The sequence below is a fragment of the Microcoleus sp. Pol11C3 genome, from assembly GCF_036701485.1.
Classification (GTDB): domain Bacteria; phylum Cyanobacteriota; class Cyanobacteriia; order Cyanobacteriales; family Microcoleaceae; genus Microcoleus.
Window position 1 is genome coordinate 1 of sequence record NZ_JAUBQW010000042.1, and the last position, 19,619, is coordinate 19,619.

Sequence of the window (19,619 nt, forward strand, 5' to 3'; positions counted from 1 at the left end):
TTAAGGCTTTGACCAATTATCATTGGTTGACTTATTGATGATTTGTTGTAGACCTTTGTCAACCGGATTCCGTATTAGCTCTATATTCATGGAATCGCAGCTCACAACAAAAAAACAGACAACCCAAAACAGCAGCTTGATTAACACGCACCGTGTTTATTCAATACAACCCAAATTGTTTTCCAAATCAGACTGATGTCGTAGACAACAGACCACTTGCGCTGATAGTCGAGATCCATGCGGACAATCTCGTCAAAGTCTTTAACTCCAGAGCGTCCGTTGACTTGCCACTCCCCAGTCAGCCCGGGTTTGACATTTAAACGTTGCCAGTGAAAATCGTCATAGGCAGCAACTTCATCAGGAGTGGGCGGTCGAGTTCCCACCAAACTCATGTCGCCGACTAACACGTTCCAGAATTGAGGCAACTCGTCCAAACTCGTGCACCGCAAGAAGCGGCCGACGCGGGTAATTCGCGGGTCATTTTCATTCTTAAAAATGTGACCCTTGGCTTGGTTGCTAACTAAATGTTTGAGATTTTCTGCACCGACAACCATCGATCGAAATTTCCATATTCTGAAATGTCGTCCTTTCAAGCTGCAGCGGACTTGACTATAAAGCAGCGGGCCCGGATTGTCCAACAGCATCGCCACGGCCACCGGCAGCGCCACCACAGCAGCAATTGCCAGTCCCAGCAGCGAGCCCAAAATATCGATCGACCGTTTTACCTTGCTTGTTACTGAGCGGTGATGCTGTTGTTTTGATACACAGACTTTGTAAGTATATTTTTGAAAAAATAAGGACAGCATTTCTGATAATGATGATTTCGACGATGCACCCATCGGAAATTTCATATGATTTCTCTCAACTTTAACGATACTCTTACGTCCATCTTATTAGCCATCGCAAATCTGCAGAACCTAAAATGCTGAGCTTTGCACAATCTTTAAAAAGCAATAACACTTTTATAAAGTTTCTATGTGTTTTTTGTAAAAACGTATAAAGTTTATGTAAACGTACGTAAATTTACAGAAAAAAGTTAGTCCTAGACGCAAAAAAACCGGGTTTCGACGAGGACTCTTCCCGAAAGACAGGGAGGATTATACTGAGAAACCGGGTTTTTGCCGTTTAGCGATAAATATCGGTGCGAACATCCCAAGCAAGTGTTAGCGGCTCTAACAATTTTTGCTGGCTGCTAGAGGCGAGTTTACCTAAATATTCGCGAACAACAGAGGCGTGTTCGAGATTCAAACGATAACCCCGTGAGACATCTTCAAAGAAAAGCGGCTCGGCCAAAATTGCTTCCCAATCAGGATTTTGCGTCGACTCCTCGGTCAACAGCATGAAATCTTCCTCTGCAGGCACAAGTCCCGCCGGCAAATTTCCTTCCAAAATCCGCAAAATCCGGGGTTCGCAGGTGCGGGTATTTACGCCTTGGCGTTCCAACAACTGCAAAATTTCCTGAAAGCTGAGAGTTTCCTCACCCAAAACCTGCATTAATTCCCACAGCAGAAAAAAGTCGCTGTACTGCTGCTGCGACACATTCAAAATGTGAGGATAGAGAGCCAAACTCGCCAACCCGCAGGCCACTCGACCAATTTTTTGGGAAAAATTTGTACTTTGAGATACAGAATTTAAGGCAGAATTGTGAGTGTCAAAAATATCTCGATCGACCTGCAATTCCTGGTCTTGAAACACGATCGCATTCGGCAGCTTCTGCCGCAACCAGCGGGCGATCGCAGGCCAAGCACCCATACCCCCCGCACAAATCGCCTGATTAATCCCCGCCGGCGACATTCCCGCGCGGCTGAGCAAAGCATTCAATTCGCGGTTCAACTGCTGTACAAAAGGCACTAAAACCAGACTTTCCAAATCTTTGCGTTTCACATCCCAATGCTGCTGGCCAATATCCAAAGCAAAACTTTTTTGATGTTGCAAGATAACTTTTATTTGCCTTGCGGCTTCTAACAATTGCAGGCCAAAAGCAGAACCTTGTAACCGCTGCTGCAATTGATAGCGGCTTGGCAAATCAGGATGGCCCGGACGTGGCAAATCGATCGCCATTCCCCACGTTTCATTTTTAGCCAACAACTGACAGATAATATCCTGATCGAAAGCATCGCCAGCCGCATCAAAACTGTGGCAAGTAAAATCAGCACGAGTTAAATCTTGAAGATTGGACGGCAACTCAACTAAAGCGAATTCCACCGTCGCCGCCCCCGCATTCAAAATCAAAGTTCCCCCGCTAAAAGACGAAGGATTCACACTCAGCGGTGCAGTTTCTTCACTGCCCTTAGCAGAATCCACGGCGGACGACTCGACTTCCATGCCATTTTTCACAGGAGTTACAGCAGCAAGCAAAGTGGCGATCGCATCTTCCACCACAAAAATTTGCGAACCAGAAGCCACCAGAGACGCGCCCAAAACCGCCTCCCGCAGATTAAACATATAAACATCCGACCACCCGGCCGGAGTCCCCAAAATTACACCCTGCAAGTCTAAAAGCGCCGCATCGAGAGTTTCTGGCATCAGTCCCGAAGCCTTACAGATTAAATTGGAAACTGGCAATCCTGCAAAAATCTCCCTCGGCATTGCAGAATCCAAAACTTCCCCCGAACCGTCAAATTTTTGTCCCCGCAAACTCGGATTCAAAGTAGCCAGCAGTGCCCGCACACCTTGCAGCGGCAAGGCGATCGAAAAAGCCTGTAAGGGCGACCACTGCAACAGCGGTTCGTACATCCCAGCAGCCTCGCGCTGATAAGGAATGCCCACCTTTAAAGGCAATTTAAAATTTTCCAGTAAAAATTCTCCTGCAGCCAAAGCCTGGGGTCGGAATCCCACCGACTTAACTGTCACCTCTGCCCCTGGGCTTCCTGGGGCTGTTTCCGCCAGCACCGCAGCCGAGGGAATCCGAAAGCTGGCGCCTTCCTCGGAACCCTCAGCCTGCGATGCTTCCCAGTAAATGGGGTGCAACTGGCCGCTGGTGCGATCAAGCAAAGCCGCAGACAGGCCACTGGAACCAAAATCAATGCCCAAATACCAGCTAGAATTCCGGCGTTCTCGGGATGGGGCGATCGCGCCTGCTGCAGAATGCCCAGCCGAGTCTTGCTGCTGTGTCCCGGCTAACTCGCTAAAATCGGTTTTTCCCTCAACAACTCCTGCTTTACTCTCTGTCGAAATTAGGTTTTTTTTTTGACTTTCTGGAGGACTCGATCGCAGTTCGTTAGTTTCGGCAGTTTCTGGAGGGGGAGAATCAGTCAAAGGTCGATCGGTCTCGGTCAAACTAGCCAAAATCTCGTCTAGCGTCAAATTCGAGTCGTCTTCCTCCGCAAACAAATCATCCTCAAGTTCGTTTTCCAAAACAAAGGGTTCATCATCAGATGAGAGTTCCAACACATCGGAGAACAAATCGTCCAGCGTACCGAGTTCTTCCTCTGCCACTTCCGCAAAGGGATTTTTTGCACGGCCTTCGGGGGAACTCGCCGATAAATCCAAGCTGTTAGCGACTGAGGCATTCGATCGCCGGGAGCTAGTATTTTCCAATCCCTCCAGATTGTAGAGGTCTGCCTCCAATAGTTCCAGAGTATTGTTGTCCAAATTGAGAGCTCGATCGAGGTCATCTTCTAATGCCTCGACCGGCAGCAAATCCTCGTCCGGCGAAGCTTGGATGTACCCATCATCGAGCCGCTGTGAGGATGAGTCGAACTCGCCAGTTTGAACATCGCCGACACTTGGCACAGCGGGCGTGGCACTGGGTCGGTCAGGGCTAATTTCTACAGGCGTTCTCAACGGCAAAGCTGGTGATTGAGGCACATTAGCGCCGAACTGCTCGCTGAGGTTTTGACCCGTTTCTAGATTTTCTCGATCGTCCGCGTCAAGTTGCACCTCAGCAGTTGGGGGTGGTGCTTCTGAAACTTGAGGTACTGTTGCCACTTGCGGTTCAAATAAATCTGCACTATCTAAAGTTAGAGACTCTACAGAATTCCCCCTTACAAAGTCTGAATCTTCATCTACCAAAATCTCTTCCAGAGATTCGCCTTCATCCAGCAGATTTACAAACAAATCTTCGGTCATTTCTAGCGATTCGGTCGTTTCCTTATCCGTGGTCGCTTGATATTCTACACCTTCACTTTTTGTCTCAGTTACAGTATTTTCTACCTGGATACTTTCGATTTCTAATTCTACTTCAGGAACCGCTTTCCCCGCGAACAAACTTGCATATAAATCCTCAATCTCTTCGTCTGTTTCTGTTGACCTATTCGCCGATTCACCGCCAGAAAACAGAGTTGCATTTCGAGGTATTTCGGGTTTAGAACCGGACAAATTATCTTCCACCTCCGGGAGCAAACTTGGGGCTTGAATGCGATCGCGGTCGCGCCTCAACTGTCTGAATAGCGGAGAAATTTCTGTACCGGCGTAGGGCAATCTGTCTTGTTCTGCGAATTCGCCGGTGCGAATTTCCTGCACCGAGTCTCCACTCAGAGTCTCTGCGACTGAGTGCTCGCTCAAAGTATTTGAAAGGGCGGGAGCGACAGGAGATTGATCCGCTGCGGTTGGGGTGACGGTTTCGAGATTATTTGCTAAATCGATCGGCTGTTGAACGTAGGAAGACGCTTCTCGCCCCAACTGTGAAGCCAAGTGGTTGAACAAAGCCGCGAACATCGCCTCGCTCTGCTGGCTCAAACCGTACATATTTTCGAGTTCTTGTCTCAAGGAAGCTTGATAGCTTTGCAGATTTGCTTGCAAAGCCTCGAACACGATACCCATCCTAGAATCAAGACTCATCAGCAGATTGTCAGCATGAGATTGGAACAGTTGCATTTGCTCCAACCTCTGAGCCGGCGTCAGCAGCGGGTGTTCTTCTGAGGTTTGTCGGTTAAGTGTTACGTCAATAGCCGATTGTTCATCAGGCGCACTGCCCAAAGAGTATGGTGCTGCGCTGCTTTGCAATAACTGATTTTCTAGCGAACTTAGAATTTGGGAGAAATCGCTAGTCAAGGTTTCTTCCAAGCGGCCAGTCAGTACCTGCAAGAATTCAGCAATGATTTGCTGTTGGTTGGCTTGTTGCTGAGCTAGGGATTGTTGCTGCTGCCGTTTTGCTTCTAGCTGTTTGATTTCTTGAATTAGAGCTTGCTGCTCTTGCCGCAGAGCTTCTATGTCTTCTTGGAGCGGCCCTGTCAGGCTTGAACGCAGGTTGCTGATTTCTCCGGTTACGGCAAGCATGATTTGCTCTGCGGCTGAGGGGCCAGGGGCGGCTAGAGGCACTTTGGGCACTGGAACTGGTTGCGGGCGGACATTTGGGCGGGCGGGGGCCTTTGGGGCCGTTAGCTTTGAGTCTGAGGAAACCAGATAAGCGCGAACTCGCTCTAAAAGTTGGCGCTGGTGGACAGTATCGATCGAACCCGTCCAAGGCAAGCGGGGTGCGGGCTTGCTGAGTACCTCGTCAATCTCAGCAATCAGTGCTTGAATTTTGTACTTCTGAGAATTCAAGGGCGGAACCTCTGGGAATGCGGCTTGGGAGAAACTTTACCGAAAAAAGACTGAAGTCAGGCGGCAGCGATGCCAATAGATAGAATAATCTGAATGCGAGTCCGTCAATAATTCACTAATATTTTCTGACAACTGTTAATTAATGTTTTGCCTTCGGATAACTTCTATTGCCTATGATAGGTTAGCCGGTACTTCCGCACCAAATGCCCGCTGCTATCAATTGCAAGTGCTGTCAAATTCTGCGGCTCAGGGGCGAGTTTCCCGACCCGGAGGCTGATTCCTGCTCGTAAGAGCTGCGATCGCGACGAACTTTTGCCTTCACCGGCTGGAACGGCGGGCCGCACACTGTCACCGCGAGTTTCGTTAGCATGGCGGCGCGCCACTGTCTCTTCATCTTTCACCGAGTTGGAAAAAACCTCAAACACTTTGGGATTGGGGATACCGACATTCGGGATTGTTCGCATATACTGGGTTTGAGTAACCTTTTATCATAGCCTTTTATCTGTATTCATGGCTAGATACTAATGGTACAATAATCTTGGGGTAGCAGAAAAGTTGGCTGGGAAGTGGGTGGGCGTCGCTCGCCAAGAGCGCCAGTCTTGAGGCTCGCAATGGCTGTGGATTTTGCTGATCGTGCTGACAGTTGCCAGGTTTCACGCTTGCAATCGGATTTGGGATCTGTCTACCGTGCTTGCAGGCTTGTACTCGTGGATTCTGCCTTCTCGACAGCAGGGCAAGAGTGACAACAAATCTCTCAGCAGTGTTAAGCTTGTTTTCGCGAAGTGCTTTCAAAGGTAATTCGATCGGCTCAGTCGTTTGCCACATTGCTAAAATTTTGTTAATAAAATTTGCTCAGTGGTATATATCTAAAAAATTATGGTATATTCTTTAGTTTCTAGCTCGCAATCAGAGCTTGAGGCTATTAATTCCCATATTGGGCCTTTGACCGCAAAACTTTAGAGGTAAAATTGCCGATTTTAGATCCTTGTTTCTCAAATCTTGAATCTCAAATCGAATGACTCGGCTGCAAGCTATTTCTAACTGCCCAGCGCAGCTCAAGCGCATAAATTAAAATGATGGCCTCATGGAAGACCGCTTTAACACCCGAGATCCGAATTCCAATATAAATCAATTGATAGTTTCTACTCCTTTTTTTGCAGGATTACCCGATCCTGTAATCGAGAGAGCAACTGTCCACATCGTTACCCGCAGTCATCCGTCGAATCAAGTAATTTTACTTGAAAATGACTGGGGAACATCAGTGTATTTTATATTGGATGGTTGGGTGAAAATTCGCACCTACAACCTAGACGGAAAAGAAGTAACACTGAATATTTTAGGGAAAGGAGAATTATTCGGGGAAATGGCCGCGATCGAAGAAGCACCGCGATCGACAGATGTGATCACCCTAGCCCCGACACTGATCGGCAATATGCCATCTCAGGATTTTGTGCAGCTCATTCATACCGAGCCACTAGCAGGCATTCGGCTAGCTCAACTGATGGCCCGTCGCCTGCGACAAGTCAACCGCCGCCTGCGTTTGCGAGAGTCGGACAGTACCTCGCGAGTAGCAGATATTCTATTATTTTTGGCAGAGGGGCAAGGCAAAAAAATCCTGGAAACAGGAGGTACAGAAATTCCCAACCTACCACACAGAGAATTGAGCAGCCTCAGCGGGCTGGCTCGCGAAACAGTAACGCGAGTGCTGAGCAAGCTGGAAAAAAAAGGAACTATTCAGCGCGAACGTGACGTTTTGTGCATTCCCGACCTGCACGCCTTAGAGCGTCTGTTAGTCTAGAAGTATCAGAGTTTGCTTTTATTGAATCTAATTCAAAAGCACTCTCTGTTAACTAACTGATATTAATGATTTCCCGCAGGAGGTAAAGCTGTGAGTTTTAAGAAAATTTTCGCCGCCTTAGATGATTCTGAACTCGGCCACCGCGTCTTCACTCAAGCTTTAGAATTAGCTCTGAGCGATCGCGCCCAGGTGATGCTATTTAACTGCGTTACTGTCAACACGCTGGGCGAAACGACAGTGCCCATTCCGGTAGATTTGGGCATGAATGTCGAGTTAATGAATCAAGCTTATCAAGCTCAACGTTTGCGGCTGGAAAGCGACGTAAAACAGGCTTCGGGTTTCCTGAAAAATTACTGCGACGCCGCAGCAAAACAAGGATTGCAGGTGGAATTTGACTGCAAAATGGACGGCGCTCCGGGGCATTCTGTCTGTGAATCCGCCGAAAATTGGGGCGCAGATTTAATAGTGTTGGGGAGGCGTGGCCGCACGGGGTTCGCAGAAGCTTTCCTCGGCAGCGTCAGCAATTATGTCGTTCACCACGCATCTTGTTCGGTTTTTGTAATTCAGGAAGTCAAAGCCGAAAAATAATGCTGCTGAAAATTTTTGCCCAGAAAGTCCATCTCAAATAAGACTCGCCTTCTTACCTAAACCCGGTTTCTGCGAGCAAGATTAAATTTGGCCGCGAAGCATCCAAACAGTGAAACCGGGAATCAGCCGTATAGCGCGCCAGTCCCGTAAAATCTAAAATCTAAAATCTAAAATCGGGAATCAGCCGTATCGGGTGCAGAGTCCGTAAAATCTAAAATCTAAAATCTAAAATCTAAAATCTAAAATCTAAAATCGGATGAGTGATTTTTTGTCAGCAGATGCTGCGTCTAATTCGGGCAGTTCACCCAGTACAAATAATGAGCCGGAAACCGCTGATATTTCAGCAATGGCTGGCGATCGCACAAATCCCGATCCGGGCAAGCGCGCCTCTGGGGAAGCGCCTTTAAGGCTGGTAGAAACAGCTTTTTTGGCAAGTACCGCTAGCTTAATATGGCTGGTAAATTATTACTTTCCGCTGGGGCCTTTGCTGCGGGTTTTTTTCCCGATACCCATCGCCCTAGTTTACTTGCGTTGGGGCAACCGAGCAGCTTGGATGGCAGCTTTGGTATCGGGTTTGCTGCTGTCGGTACTGATGGGCCCGACGCGGAGCATTTTATACGTGATGCCTTTTGGAATTATGGGAGTTGCGCTGGGAGGACTTTGGAGGCGTAAAGCGAGTTGGTCACTCTCTATTAGTGTGGGCGCGCTAATTGGTACTGTCGGGTTCTTTTTTCGGTTTTGGCTGCTGTCAGCTTTGGTGGGTCAAGACCTCTGGGTTTACGTAACCGCCCAGGTAACAGAGATGGTGGAATGGGTTTTTGTGAAGCTGGGCTGGCTTAATGTACCGAGTTTGGACACAATAGGGGCGATCGCCGCCGGGATGATTTTGGTTAACAATATTGTCTATTTATTTGTAGTGCATTTAGTAGCTTTGCTCCTATTAGATCGTTTGGGAAATCCAATCCCGCGACCGCCAAGCTGGGTGCAAGTTTTGATCGATTATGAAGAGTAGTTATTGGGAATTGTTGACTGTTGACTGTTGACTGTTGACGGATAACTGATGACTAATAACTAATGACTAACTATGATTGGTATTTATACAGAAATCGAACAGGGGCAGAGGTGGCTCGATCGCTATCGGGGACGAAAACCGATATTTGCCTGCGTGTTAGGATTTACCGCTACTGGCTTAATTCCGGGGATTTCAGCAGCAGGAGCAACCCCGCACGATCGACAATTTACTTGTTTAGCCGATGCAGAATTTTTGTATAACGGCCCCCAAGCGTCGCCCCAATATCCTTTGCCACCCCTAGAAGCGGGCGCCTCCCCAGTATTGATATCTCGCGCTGTAGTCGAAGCTTTGGAACTTCCCCTTTACCTATTTAATGCTGGTTTGCCCCTCCCACCTCCGGTACCTGCAATTGATTTGGGCGGCACTCCGGCAAAGTGTCTGATTTCTGGGAATGCTTTAGAACTCGAAACAGTCAAACATTTGCTCGAACAAGGATTAATTTGGGGAGCTAAATTGGCTGCTCAAACTAATGGCAGCTATTTAATTTTAGGGGAGTGCGTAGTTGGGGGAACGACTACGGCTTTGGGCGTGTTAATGGGTTTGGGTATTGCAGCGGCGGGCAAAGTTAATAGTTCTCATCCTCGCTGCAATCACGCTCAAAAATTGGCTGCGGTGACAGCGGGACTCAATAATTCGGAGTGGGAAATTGGCGGACAAAACAGCACTCCCCTGGAATTGGTAGCGGCGGTGGGCGATCCGATGCAAATAGCGGTGGCGGCAATGGCGATCGCCGCGAGTCGGACTTGCGGGGTGCTCCTTGCTGGGGGCACGCAAATGCTGGCAGTGTACGCTTTGATGCAAGCCTTAGCCAGGGAATATGCTCTGTTATGGCATCCCGAAAAAGTTGCGGTGGGAACTACGCGCTGGGTAGCGGAAGACCCTACAGGGGACACTGTAGGACTCGCTAATGAGATCGGCGGTGTGCCTTTGTTAGCCGCGCAGCTAAGTTTTGCTGGATCTCGCTACGGGCAACTGCAAGCTTACGATCGCGGCTATGTTAAGGAAGGTGTCGGTGCGGGAGCGTGTGCGATCGCCAGTGGCTTAGCTGCAAATTGGACTCCAACTCAACTCCTTCAAGCTGTTGAAGCTTTAGCCTCGCGCTGTGAAATTAAACATTAGAGAGTCCTGGAGGCAAAAAACCTGGTTTTTACGGAAAATATTGGGGTTTTGCAGCGACGAATACACTCGCAAACCGGGTTTTTAGTTTTCTGTGCGTCCAGGAATTAAACATTAAAAATTAAGATGCGGCGATCGAGCTGCAAACATGGTTATGCTGCTCACCCAGCTTCCTTTTGGCTCATTTGTGACAAGTTAAGAAAAAGTGCAAATTGTCAAGGGGGTAGACCAAAAAAGGTAAAATAGGATGAAGCCTTTACGGGGCAAGCAGTTGAGCTATAGTTGAACCAGTTATGATTCGCAAAAAAAGAATTAACCGAGATCATGCAAAGAAAAAAAATAGTCCCCAAATAGAAAATGAAGCGATTGCGAATCACCTGGAAGATTTATTAATTCCAGCAATGGCTGCTCAAAAAACTTTTTATCGCCAACTAAATTTAAGAGATAGAATTCTGACATTACCATTAATGATGGCAGCAATATTAAGCCTCTTATGGCGAAATGTAGCAGGAGTAACAGAATTAACGAGATTATTAAATAGAGAGGGATTTCTCTGGTGTGAGCCACAAGAGATTAGTCAACAAGCATTATCAGTCAGATTTTTAACTTTTCCAGCAATTTTGTTTGAAAAAGTATTTAAAGAATTACTACCTCATTTTCGTCGGGAATGGTTGATAAGAAAATCGAGACCATTACCAGAGAGCGTACAATTCGCCTTAAAAAACTTTGAAAATATCTGGATAGCTGACGGCTCAACATTAGAAGCATTATTTAAGAAGCTACAAAGTTTATCAGAGGTGCCGATTGGTCAATTAGCCGGAAAACTGGGAGTAATTATAGACCTAGTAACTCATCTTCCCGAAGAAATTTGGTTTGGGGAAAATCCCAAACAAGCAGATACTAATTGGGAAGAAGATTTACTAAAAACAGTTAAGCCAAAAACCTTGCTGTTACTGGATAGAGGCTTCTATCACTTCGCTTTTTGGTCGAAACTCATTGCTCAAGAAATTGGATTTATCACTCGAATTAAGAAAGGTGCATCTTATCAAATCGAGCGGGTATTAACCAATACTTATGATGTCAAAGACCAGATAATTAAAATAGGTGCAGGAACAAAACAGACACCAGCTTTGACTATAAGATTAGTACAGATTCGCTCCCAGAATTCCTGGCGTTCTTATCTAACAAGTGTCCAAGAACCTGAAATATTACCGCCCTATGTAGTAGCAGATTTATATCAAAGACGCTGGCGAATTGAAGAGGCATTTTGTACAGTAAAAAGATTATTAAATCTCAGCTATTTATGGACAGGTTCATTAAACGGAATCAAGCTCCAAATCTGGGCTACTTGGCTATTTTATGCGGTTTTAGTAGATTTAGGAGATGCGGTTGCAGATGAATTAGGAGTACCAATTGAACGGGTTTCATTAGAAATGATTTATCGGGGGATGTATCATTTTTCGGTGGCCTATCAAAAAGGAATAGCTTCTAACCTAGTTAACTATTTTGCCGCCGACGAAAATCAAGATTTAGGGATTATTAAGCGACGGCGAAAACCTCATGTCAGGCTAATTATTTCTGCTTTCCCTGGAACTCAAAGAAGTCCCGAACAGTTTTTTTTCAATAATAAAGGAACAAATGGAGTCATATTTTAATTTGGTCAACAGGTAAAAAATGAGTAAGATTACTCATTGACAACAGTGTTTTTAGCTTAACTTGTGAGTAATGCTTTTGGCTGAATAATTATATCACTTTCTGTAGCATTTCTGCTCTCAGATTTACAGAATTTTCAACACAATATCTGGCTTTGATGCAGTATTCCCCCTGCTAATTACGGGAGATAAAAAACTCTTTTTAATGAATCTATAAGTAGACGAGCATACATCAACGCAACTTATATTTTTTTTTGATTAGTACCCGATCCCGGCTAGCAATATTTAATTAGGCCCGCTTAGATGTTGCGAGTGCATTCTTTTGGATAGCAACTGTTCTTCCAAGGCGGCAATTCGATTGTAAGCCGCTGTTAGCTGAGCTGTGAGGCGCTGGATTTGAATCTCTGCGCTCAGCTCTTTTTCCAGACTTTGAGAATTCTTGTCGAAGTAGCTGTCATCTAACAGTATGTCCTTGTGATCGAGGAGCCCGTCGAGACGGCTGTAGCTTTGATAAGAAGAGGTTTTGTCATTTCCTACCGTTCCAGAGCACTCGTTTCTTTGCTGGGTCAGCTTCGTCTCCTGGGCGGACTCCAATAACTTTTCATTGAGGTTTTCTATGAGTTTGTAGAGGGCCTCGACTTGTTGGCTCAATACTGTAACTTGCTGGCGGAGCGCTTCCATACAATCATCCTTTGGATCGTAACTTATATATTTACATATAAGGGAAATCTTTACATAACTCTGATTTATCACTAAATTATTTAATTTTTGATGTAATTGTTGTGTTCCTAATCCTGACGGTAAATTTAGGGACTCAGGCTGAAGATAATCGATCGGCATTCGTGGGTCGATTTTAGATTTTAGATTTTAGGTTTTAGATAGTCTTAGACGCAGAAATCAGGTTTTTTAACCCCCATTATTCGTTCAAACCTTTAATCAGAGTTAAAAAATCTGGTTTCTGAGAGTCGGATCGTGGAACGTCCTATTAGATTGACTTCCCCCTCGCCAGCGCTTTCAGGATTCAGAGGAATGGATTTTTAGTTATTAAGCTGTCGCGGATTTAAAAAGGATTTTTAACTTCGGTTGTGTAAAAATTGTCACCCAGCGGCAGAGGGCAGCGCTTTCCTTGTTTCGTTATATTAAAAAATGTAACACAGATTCAGCCGATCGCCAACGGGGGCAAGCTCGATTGGCTCAAAGGAACTTGGACCAGAGAAATCAGGCGGTAAGTTGACGGGGTTGTCGGCATCGCAAAGCTCGATCAACAAAGTAGAAGGTAAAATCAGGGCAAGAGTCAAACAGACTCTCAAAGGCAGCAGAACCGAGTACAATGGCTCTGTGTTTGAGAAAGAAATAAGACAAATCGGCGCCAACTACCGGACTCGACAAATAATTATTTCCCGGGCAGCAGAACACAAAACGATCGGTCAATATTTAGAAAAGCGGATTCACAGGTGAAACGAAGGTCTTTGCTATTGGGGGCCGCCACCCTAACTTTAAGTCAATTGGCGGCAGGCTGCGGCTCGAAGCCCATTCTCAAAATTCGATCACTCAAAAACGGTATTCCGGCCCAACTGGTAAGCAAATTTAGCCGCGATGTACAACCGTCTCCGCTTTTGCAGGTAACGCAAGAAGGACAATTAAAAGAATTATTCGCCCTGTTGCAGGAGTGGAAACAGGTTCCCGAATCAGAAAATCAAGCTAACTTGGTGATGTTGGGAGATTACTGGCTGACTTTGGCAATTCGGCAAAAATTGATTCAGCCGATCGATCCTGCTAAGTTTGCTAATTGGCCACAATTGCCCGAAAGATGGCAAAAACTCGTCAGGCGCAACGATGAGGGTAAATTAGATCCTCAAGGTAAAGTGTGGGCTGCACCTTACCGCTGGGGAAGTACGGTAATTGCCTATCGAACCGACAAATTTAAGGCTTTGGGGTGGACTCCGACAGATTGGAGTGATTTGTGGCGAGTCGAATTGCGCGATCGAATTTCTTTGCCGGACAATGCCAGAGAAGTTATTGGTTTAACATTAAAAAAACTCGGAAAATCTTACAATACGCAGCAATTAGATAAAGTCCCAAATCTCAAAAAAGAACTCGCTTCTTTGCACCGACAAGTTAAATTTTATAGTTCTGACGCTTACCTGCAACCATTAATTTTAGGGGATACTTGGTTAGCCGTTGGTTCCTCTGGGGATTTGCTGCCGCTGCTGCAAACTCAAAAGGATATTGCTTTAGTAGTTCCTGTTTCGGGAACTGCACTATGGACAGATTTGTGGGTACAACCCGCATCGGCAAATCCAGTTTCTTTAGTGGAAAAATGGATTGATTTTTGCTTGCAGCCTCGGGTTGCTCCTCAATTATCTTTGCTGGCTAAGGCTAGTTCGCCGATAATTGTCGGCATGAAACCCGAAGATTTGCCGGAAGCTGTTCGCACTAATTCTGTGTTGTTGCCGGATGCTAAGATTCTTGCTGCTAGCGACTTTCTGCTGCCTTTGGGGGATGCGGGGATTGCACAATATCGATCGCTCTGGCAAGAAATTCGGCAAGTAGTGAGAAGTTAAAATGTAGAGTGCGTCAGTCACCAGCCCAAAAGCGCCGAGAAAATCATCAAAACTGACGCACCTTAAACCGTAGGGTTCGTGAGTCACCAGCCTTGTGTGTGTAGCAAAGCAACAAACGGCAGTGAAATAACAAACAAAACAGCAGGGGCAGAAAGTGTTAGTATTTTAATTTTAAGAACAATCGTAATTATAAATCACCTGAGAAAAGTCTAATTTTTCTAAGTCCTCAGCACGAATCAAAAAGTTACCTACTCCACAATCACCCCAACAAATCTCATCATCACTAATCATGTGTAAGAGTACAACTTTATGGTCTTTGTATTGCGGACTATCCTCACGAGGATCAGTTTGCGTAAAGTAGCCGTATCCCCCTATTTTATGGTGATTCTCGTATATATTACCAGAATACCACTCAAATAATCTGTTATCATCTTCCCAAATTATATCCAAATAATTTTGAAGCTTTTGTTCTCCCAAAAAAGTATCAAATTGATAGTCCGCTGGATTCACCCACGCATTGTCAAAACTAAACTGTAAAGCCAAACATTCTTGAGAATTATTCACATCTTGGTGCTGTAAAGGTGAATAATAATGTTCATAAATACAATCGGAAGAAGGATAATCAATCGGACAATTTTTTTCGTCAAAAGCTTGCCACCCACTAAATTTTTGATTATTTAAAGTTGAATATGTCTCATTTAGATCCAATAAAAAACTAAAATCTGTTTGATAATTATTTCTGTCAACTTCTAAAAAGTACAATACCTTGAAATCTTTTTGATTGTCCAAGTTCTCTGTATCCATTCCATAACAACCTAGATTGTTACTAATATAAAATTGCAAAATTCCTTGTTTGGGAAAAGGGGCTAAATATGGCACTTGGGCAAAGATTTCCTCAAAATTGAGTTGTGCCAAAAGGTGCATATATTTTCCATCACTATCTTTGGGAAAATCGTAACCTTTCGGCAAGTAAGGCACTCCGCCAAATTTGCTTGACCAGAAATCAGTCGCCTTTCGTTCGTAAGTGATTTTGATAACAGGCTTTTCTGAACTTTCAATTTCTTGGCGAAAAGGTTCTAATTCAGCAAGAAGCTCAAGGTGTGTTTTCATTTTTTTCTACTTATTACAAACCGCATTTATCAGCTCAAATGCACGGTGCGTCAGCTCTTGATTTATCGATTATCCATAAAATTACTCGCGGCTGACGCACCCTACTAAAATCCTTTCACCCTTCCTCGAAGACGTGGGTTTGAGAGAGATTCTAAATCAATGCGACAAAAGCGCCGATCGCCCTTGCACGAATAAACTGCCAAAGCAGTGCCTTGACGGTTGCAAACTCGCACATTGTAACCGTATTCGCTGGCGACAGTGCCGAAGCGGTTGACAAACTGATAGCGTTCCATATAATCGAGCAAACTCCAAAGTTGGCGGTTGACTATGATAATTACCCAAGTATTGCCGGGATCGACAAACCAGCGATCGAGCAATTTGCCGCCAAACTGTTTTTGAGCTAACCACAAACTCGGCACGCTTTTTTCGGTTTGCGAAAGCGGAGGCGACGGGAAATTAGCAGCGTTGCCAGTCGGGCAAGCCGGCTGTTGGGAAAATGCCGCAGATTGTCTCCACAGCAAGGCTCCGAGGCACGCAGAACCCCCAATTAGGAACAAAAATAAACTTTTTGTCAAAATGCCGTGCCTGCGGCGATCAACTTCATTTTTGTGGCTAAAGTTGTGGTAATTCATAAATTGGCAATGCCCGGTTTTTTACAAAAGTTATCTGTTAATATCGAGTCCTGTAAAATCGGTTTGTAGTGAGTAATTGAGTGTTCAGGGAATTTTTAGGACTCAAGTTCTTACTGCGAATCGGCACAATTGTTGTTAAAATTCCGATCGCCTAAACAATGAAGCAGGCAGACAAGCAGTAAAAGTAGAACCGCAATCTAACTCGCTGGTAACTTCAATATCGCCGCCCATCATCTGACAAAAACGCTGGCTGATAGTCAGTCCCAAACCAGTACCGCCGTATTTGCGAGTAGTTGAATTATCAGCTTGAGTAAAAGGTTGGAACAGTCGCTCTTGCTGCTCTTTTGTCATGCCGATGCCCGTATCGGTCACTCGGAAAATTAAAAAATCTGCATCCAAAATTAACATTTGAGCAACTTTCGGTTGATATTTATTTTTTAATTCTTCACTGGTAATTCTTTCGACAGTAAGCACGATCGTCCCATTAGCAGAAAATTTAGCAGCATTGCTGAGCAAATTGAGAATAACCTGCCGGACTTTCATCAAATCGCCGTGCATCGCGCCGATATTGTCAGAACTTAATACTTGCAAAGTATTGCCGTTTTTATCCATTAGCGGTTTGATAGTTGTTACTACCTCCTCGATTAAGCCTCCAACATCGAAGCTTTCGAGGTAAATCTCCATCTTGTCAGCTTCAATTTTGGAAATATCGAGAATGTCGTCAATTAGGCGCAGCAAGTGTTTGCCAGCAGTGCGAATTTTGTCTAAGTCTGAGACTACCTCTAAGTTGCCTAACTCTTCGGCATCTTCCGCCAGCATATCGCTGTAGCCGATAATCGCATTCAGCGGAGTGCGTAACTCGTGGCTCATGTTTGCCAGAAAAGCACTCTTGGCGCGGTTGGCGAGTTCTGCGGCTTCTTTGGCCAACTGCCACGCTTCCTCAGCGTCTTTGCGTTCGGTGATATCCCGCAGCGTCGCTACTACGGATTCGACGCTGCCGTCTGTCGCACAAACCGGGCTAAGAATGTACTCGTAGTCGCGGGTTCCCCAAATTGCGGTGGGGACAATTACTTCGCCTTTCTTGGGCTCGGCTGTGGCAAATACGGCGCTGCAATCGTCCTCAACCTGCTGTAAAATTTGTGGCGACCAGCCTAATTCTCGCCAGGTTTTGCTAATCATATCTCTGGGATTGAGGCCGACTGCTTGAGCGGCGGTGCGGCTGACATAAGTGTATTTTCCAGAGCGATCTACTAGAAAAATTAGGTCAAGGGAAGCGCCGAGAATGCCGTCAACTGTTCGGGCGTGTCGGGCTACCTGAGCGGTCATTTGTCTGACTGTGATAGCGCCGCGGACTCTGGCGGCGAGTTCAAACCGCAAGAGTTCGTTGGCTTGTTTGAGGAATAGGGTGCGCTGTTCGACTTCTATTTCTAGTTCTGCCTTGGCTTTTTCTAGGGTGAGTTCGGCAAGTTTGCGATCGCTCACATCTGTAGAAATTGTACCGACTGCATAAGCTTTACCTTCGGAGTTGCAGAGGGGAAATTTCAGAGAAATATAAGTGTGCGGGCCGTCGTCTTGAGGGATGATTTCTTCGATAGTTACGGGCGAGGAGGATTCGAGAACTTTCAGGTCATTTTCTCGCAAGGCTGCTGCTTTGTCTTGGGGAAAAATATCGCCGTCGGTTTTCCCTGTTATTTGCTCTTTTGCGATGTCGAACAAATTGTCAAAATGGCGGTTGGTGAGCAGATATTTTCCGTCAACATCTTTGATGTAAATTACTGCTGTTGAGTTGTCTAAAATCGCTTGCAGCAGTGCTTCGCTCTTTCGCAGGGCTTTTTGGGTATTTTGGCGATCGAGTATTTCTGGCTGCAATTCCCAGTTGAGGCGATTTAAGTCTTGCCAAGCTTCCTGGACTAGATTTAAGGCGATCGCGCTTTTTTCTAGTTCTGTATTTACCTGCCGCGACTCGTTTGAGACGGAGTTTCCTGGCAATTCTAGGGGTTGGAAAGCGAGGGGGATGTGGGGATTTGCGATCGGGCGTTGGCGAAGCGCTGGAAGAGGAGCGCCCGCCAATTTTTTATATCGAAAATCTACGGCTAATTGACCATCTAAACTCGATTTTTTAGGGAATAAATCGGGAAATTCGCCGAAATTTAAATTGTCATAAATTATATCTAACTTCCGGGATCGCTGCGGCGGTTCGGCGCTGGAGTTAGATGCCCAATTCCCGTCTGCTGTTGATAAATCTGAGTTAGCGGGTTTGGCAATCCGGCGAGTGACGGCAACTCCCAAGGCAAAGGGGACAACGGCAGCCGCAGACATTACCAGCAGCCAGTTATTGCCCCACCAAGTTGCGATCGAGGTTTTGGGAATGCCCCGGACTAAAATTACTGCGGGTTTTCCGGCTAAATTATTTAGAGATTTTGCTGCTACTGTATAAGTCTGATTCCCTATTTTTATTTGCTGAGCAACTGGTTTGCCATCGGCGCTGCGTGCAGCTCTCAGTAGCGATCTGTCCATCCACTGTAAGTCGGGCAACAGTTGAGTTTTCGTAACAGTTTGTCTACTTACCAAGACATATTTGCCCTCATTAAGTGGTGCATAAATAGCGTAAAATCCGACGAGTGAATTGACGGTTTCGCTACTGGCAACCATCGGGATTTGGCTCAGATTTGTTCCGAGAAATAAAGCAGCAATAACAGTCTGATTTTTGGGATTTTTTACGGGAATTTCTGCGTAATTCACAAGGACACGTTGGCTCAATTTCGGTTGCAAAGTTGGCAAGTGTTTTTGATTTGCCGATTTAGCTAGAATTTTGCTGGCCGTAATTGGGTCTTTTTTTGCTAATACTTGATAGGCTAGGTTGCGAGGATTAAAACTTTGTCCCTCCTGGTTGAGATTAACGCTAACAATTATCTTCCCATCTTTCCCCACTAAAGCTGCACTGTGTATTGCTCCTGTTTTGACATAATTTTCTATAATTTCCTTGACAGATTTTTGCAAATATGATACTTTTTTGCCACTGTTGTAAGCTAAGGCTGTTTGGACGATCGTTTTGCTGTCAGAGGAGTTCTGCAAACGGTCGGCGGCGCGATCGAGTTGGAGATTGTAGTTAATTTCACTAAGGCTCAGTTCGGATTTAGCTTGATTTTGCAGTTGATTGCTTCCCACTGCTGATGTTAGCCAAAGTGCTGCTGCGGTTAGTCCGACGGGCAAGATTGTTTGTAAAGTCAGCAGTCCGATTAGCTGTTTTCTGGTAACAGATAAGTTGTAGGTACACGGCTTGAAAGCTGCTTTCAATCTTCTTTCGGAAGTGGCAACTTTAGTTTGCTGCAGACAATTTGGCTGGCTGTCGTTTAACTGAGTATGAGCCATAGTAGTAGATACGGGATCGGTTGTAGATGACAGGCCATCAATTAATCGGGAAGGGAATCAATTTGAGATTTAAGATTTGAGATTTTAGACTTCGGCGTGAGCGCTCAGTCGAACGATTTTATATTTTATATCGAGTTCGCTTAATCACTCATCATAAAATTGTTCGCTCTCGCCGGACGCAATAAAGCAAGAAAAGGACTGGGATATTTTTAAATAAATCAATTTCTC

At 45.5% G+C, this 19,619-nt stretch carries 14 protein-coding genes; 7 read left to right on the forward strand and 7 right to left on the reverse strand.

Translation table 11 applies throughout. The features are described 5' to 3' along the window. Nucleotides 1–140: 140 nt before the first annotated feature. From QUA40_RS12155 to QUA40_RS12165, 3 genes are all read right to left on the reverse strand, one after another. Nucleotides 141–851, reverse strand: coding sequence for a sugar transferase (locus QUA40_RS12155; RefSeq protein ID WP_333125729.1), 711 nt, complete (start codon nucleotides 849–851; stop codon nucleotides 141–143). 274 nt (nucleotides 852–1,125) lie between these two features. Further along, nucleotides 1,126–5,487 (reverse strand): hypothetical protein, encoded by a 4,362-nt coding sequence (locus QUA40_RS12160; protein ID WP_333125732.1) that lies wholly within the window; start codon nucleotides 5,485–5,487, stop codon nucleotides 1,126–1,128. A 164-nt stretch (nucleotides 5,488–5,651) separates the two neighbouring features. Beyond that, nucleotides 5,652–5,951 carry a hypothetical protein gene (locus tag QUA40_RS12165; protein WP_333125735.1) on the reverse strand — a complete coding sequence of 100 codons (300 nt, stop codon included), beginning with the start codon at nucleotides 5,949–5,951 and terminating at the stop codon, nucleotides 5,652–5,654. Nucleotides 5,952–6,571: 620 nt separating this feature from the next. Here QUA40_RS12165 and QUA40_RS12170 point away from each other — a divergent pair. The 5 genes from QUA40_RS12170 (at nucleotide 6,572) to QUA40_RS12190 (ending at nucleotide 11,716) form a co-directional block, all read left to right on the forward strand. Then, nucleotides 6,572–7,285 carry a Crp/Fnr family transcriptional regulator gene (locus QUA40_RS12170; protein ID WP_190663937.1) on the forward strand — a complete coding sequence of 238 codons (714 nt, stop codon included), beginning with the start codon at nucleotides 6,572–6,574 and terminating at the stop codon, nucleotides 7,283–7,285. A 90-nt stretch (nucleotides 7,286–7,375) separates the two neighbouring features. Next, a complete protein-coding gene (locus QUA40_RS12175) occupies nucleotides 7,376–7,873 on the forward strand; it encodes a universal stress protein (protein ID WP_333125738.1) in 498 nt (165 codons plus the stop codon). A gap of 256 nt (nucleotides 7,874–8,129) precedes the next feature. Continuing rightward, nucleotides 8,130–8,885, forward strand: a complete 756-nt coding sequence (locus tag QUA40_RS12180; RefSeq protein ID WP_333125741.1) for a DUF2232 domain-containing protein — start codon at nucleotides 8,130–8,132, stop codon at nucleotides 8,883–8,885. A 72-nt stretch (nucleotides 8,886–8,957) separates the two neighbouring features. Continuing rightward, a complete protein-coding gene (gene cobT, locus QUA40_RS12185; protein ID WP_333125743.1) occupies nucleotides 8,958–10,064 on the forward strand; it encodes a nicotinate mononucleotide-dependent phosphoribosyltransferase CobT in 1,107 nt (368 codons plus the stop codon). 290 nt (nucleotides 10,065–10,354) lie between these two features. After that, the gene (locus tag QUA40_RS12190; protein WP_333125746.1) at nucleotides 10,355–11,716 is read left to right on the forward strand and encodes an IS4 family transposase; all 1,362 of its coding nucleotides are present in this window, start codon (nucleotides 10,355–10,357) and stop codon (nucleotides 11,714–11,716) included. 282 nt (nucleotides 11,717–11,998) lie between these two features. On the opposite strand, the gene QUA40_RS12195 is transcribed toward QUA40_RS12190, so the two are convergent. After that, nucleotides 11,999–12,394: a hypothetical protein gene (locus tag QUA40_RS12195; protein ID WP_333125750.1), complete on the reverse strand. Its 396-nt coding sequence runs from the start codon at nucleotides 12,392–12,394 to the stop codon at nucleotides 11,999–12,001. A 657-nt stretch (nucleotides 12,395–13,051) separates the two neighbouring features. Here QUA40_RS12195 and QUA40_RS12200 point away from each other — a divergent pair. Both QUA40_RS12200 and QUA40_RS12205 read left to right on the forward strand, forming a co-directional pair. Beyond that, complete coding sequence (locus QUA40_RS12200; protein ID WP_333125808.1) at nucleotides 13,052–13,171, forward strand: hypothetical protein; 120 nt, start codon at nucleotides 13,052–13,054, stop codon at nucleotides 13,169–13,171. Continuing rightward, nucleotides 13,168–14,277: an extracellular solute-binding protein gene (locus QUA40_RS12205; RefSeq protein ID WP_333125753.1), complete on the forward strand. Its 1,110-nt coding sequence runs from the start codon at nucleotides 13,168–13,170 to the stop codon at nucleotides 14,275–14,277. Before QUA40_RS12200 ends, QUA40_RS12205 begins: the two co-directional genes overlap by 4 nt. 171 nt (nucleotides 14,278–14,448) lie before the next feature. Here the strand turns inward: QUA40_RS12205 and QUA40_RS12210 are convergent, their stop codons facing one another. The 3 genes from QUA40_RS12210 to QUA40_RS12220 form a co-directional block, all read right to left on the reverse strand. Next, a complete protein-coding gene (locus QUA40_RS12210) occupies nucleotides 14,449–15,387 on the reverse strand; it encodes a DUF1963 domain-containing protein (RefSeq protein ID WP_333125755.1) in 939 nt (312 codons plus the stop codon). A gap of 104 nt (nucleotides 15,388–15,491) precedes the next feature. Continuing rightward, on the reverse strand, nucleotides 15,492–16,019 hold the full coding sequence (locus QUA40_RS12215; protein WP_333125757.1) for a hypothetical protein: 528 nt from the start codon (nucleotides 16,017–16,019) through the stop codon (nucleotides 15,492–15,494). Nucleotides 16,020–16,154: 135 nt separating this feature from the next. Then, nucleotides 16,155–19,391 carry a PAS domain-containing protein gene (locus QUA40_RS12220; protein WP_333125760.1) on the reverse strand — a complete coding sequence of 1,079 codons (3,237 nt, stop codon included), beginning with the start codon at nucleotides 19,389–19,391 and terminating at the stop codon, nucleotides 16,155–16,157. Nucleotides 19,392–19,619: the final 228 nt, after the last annotated feature.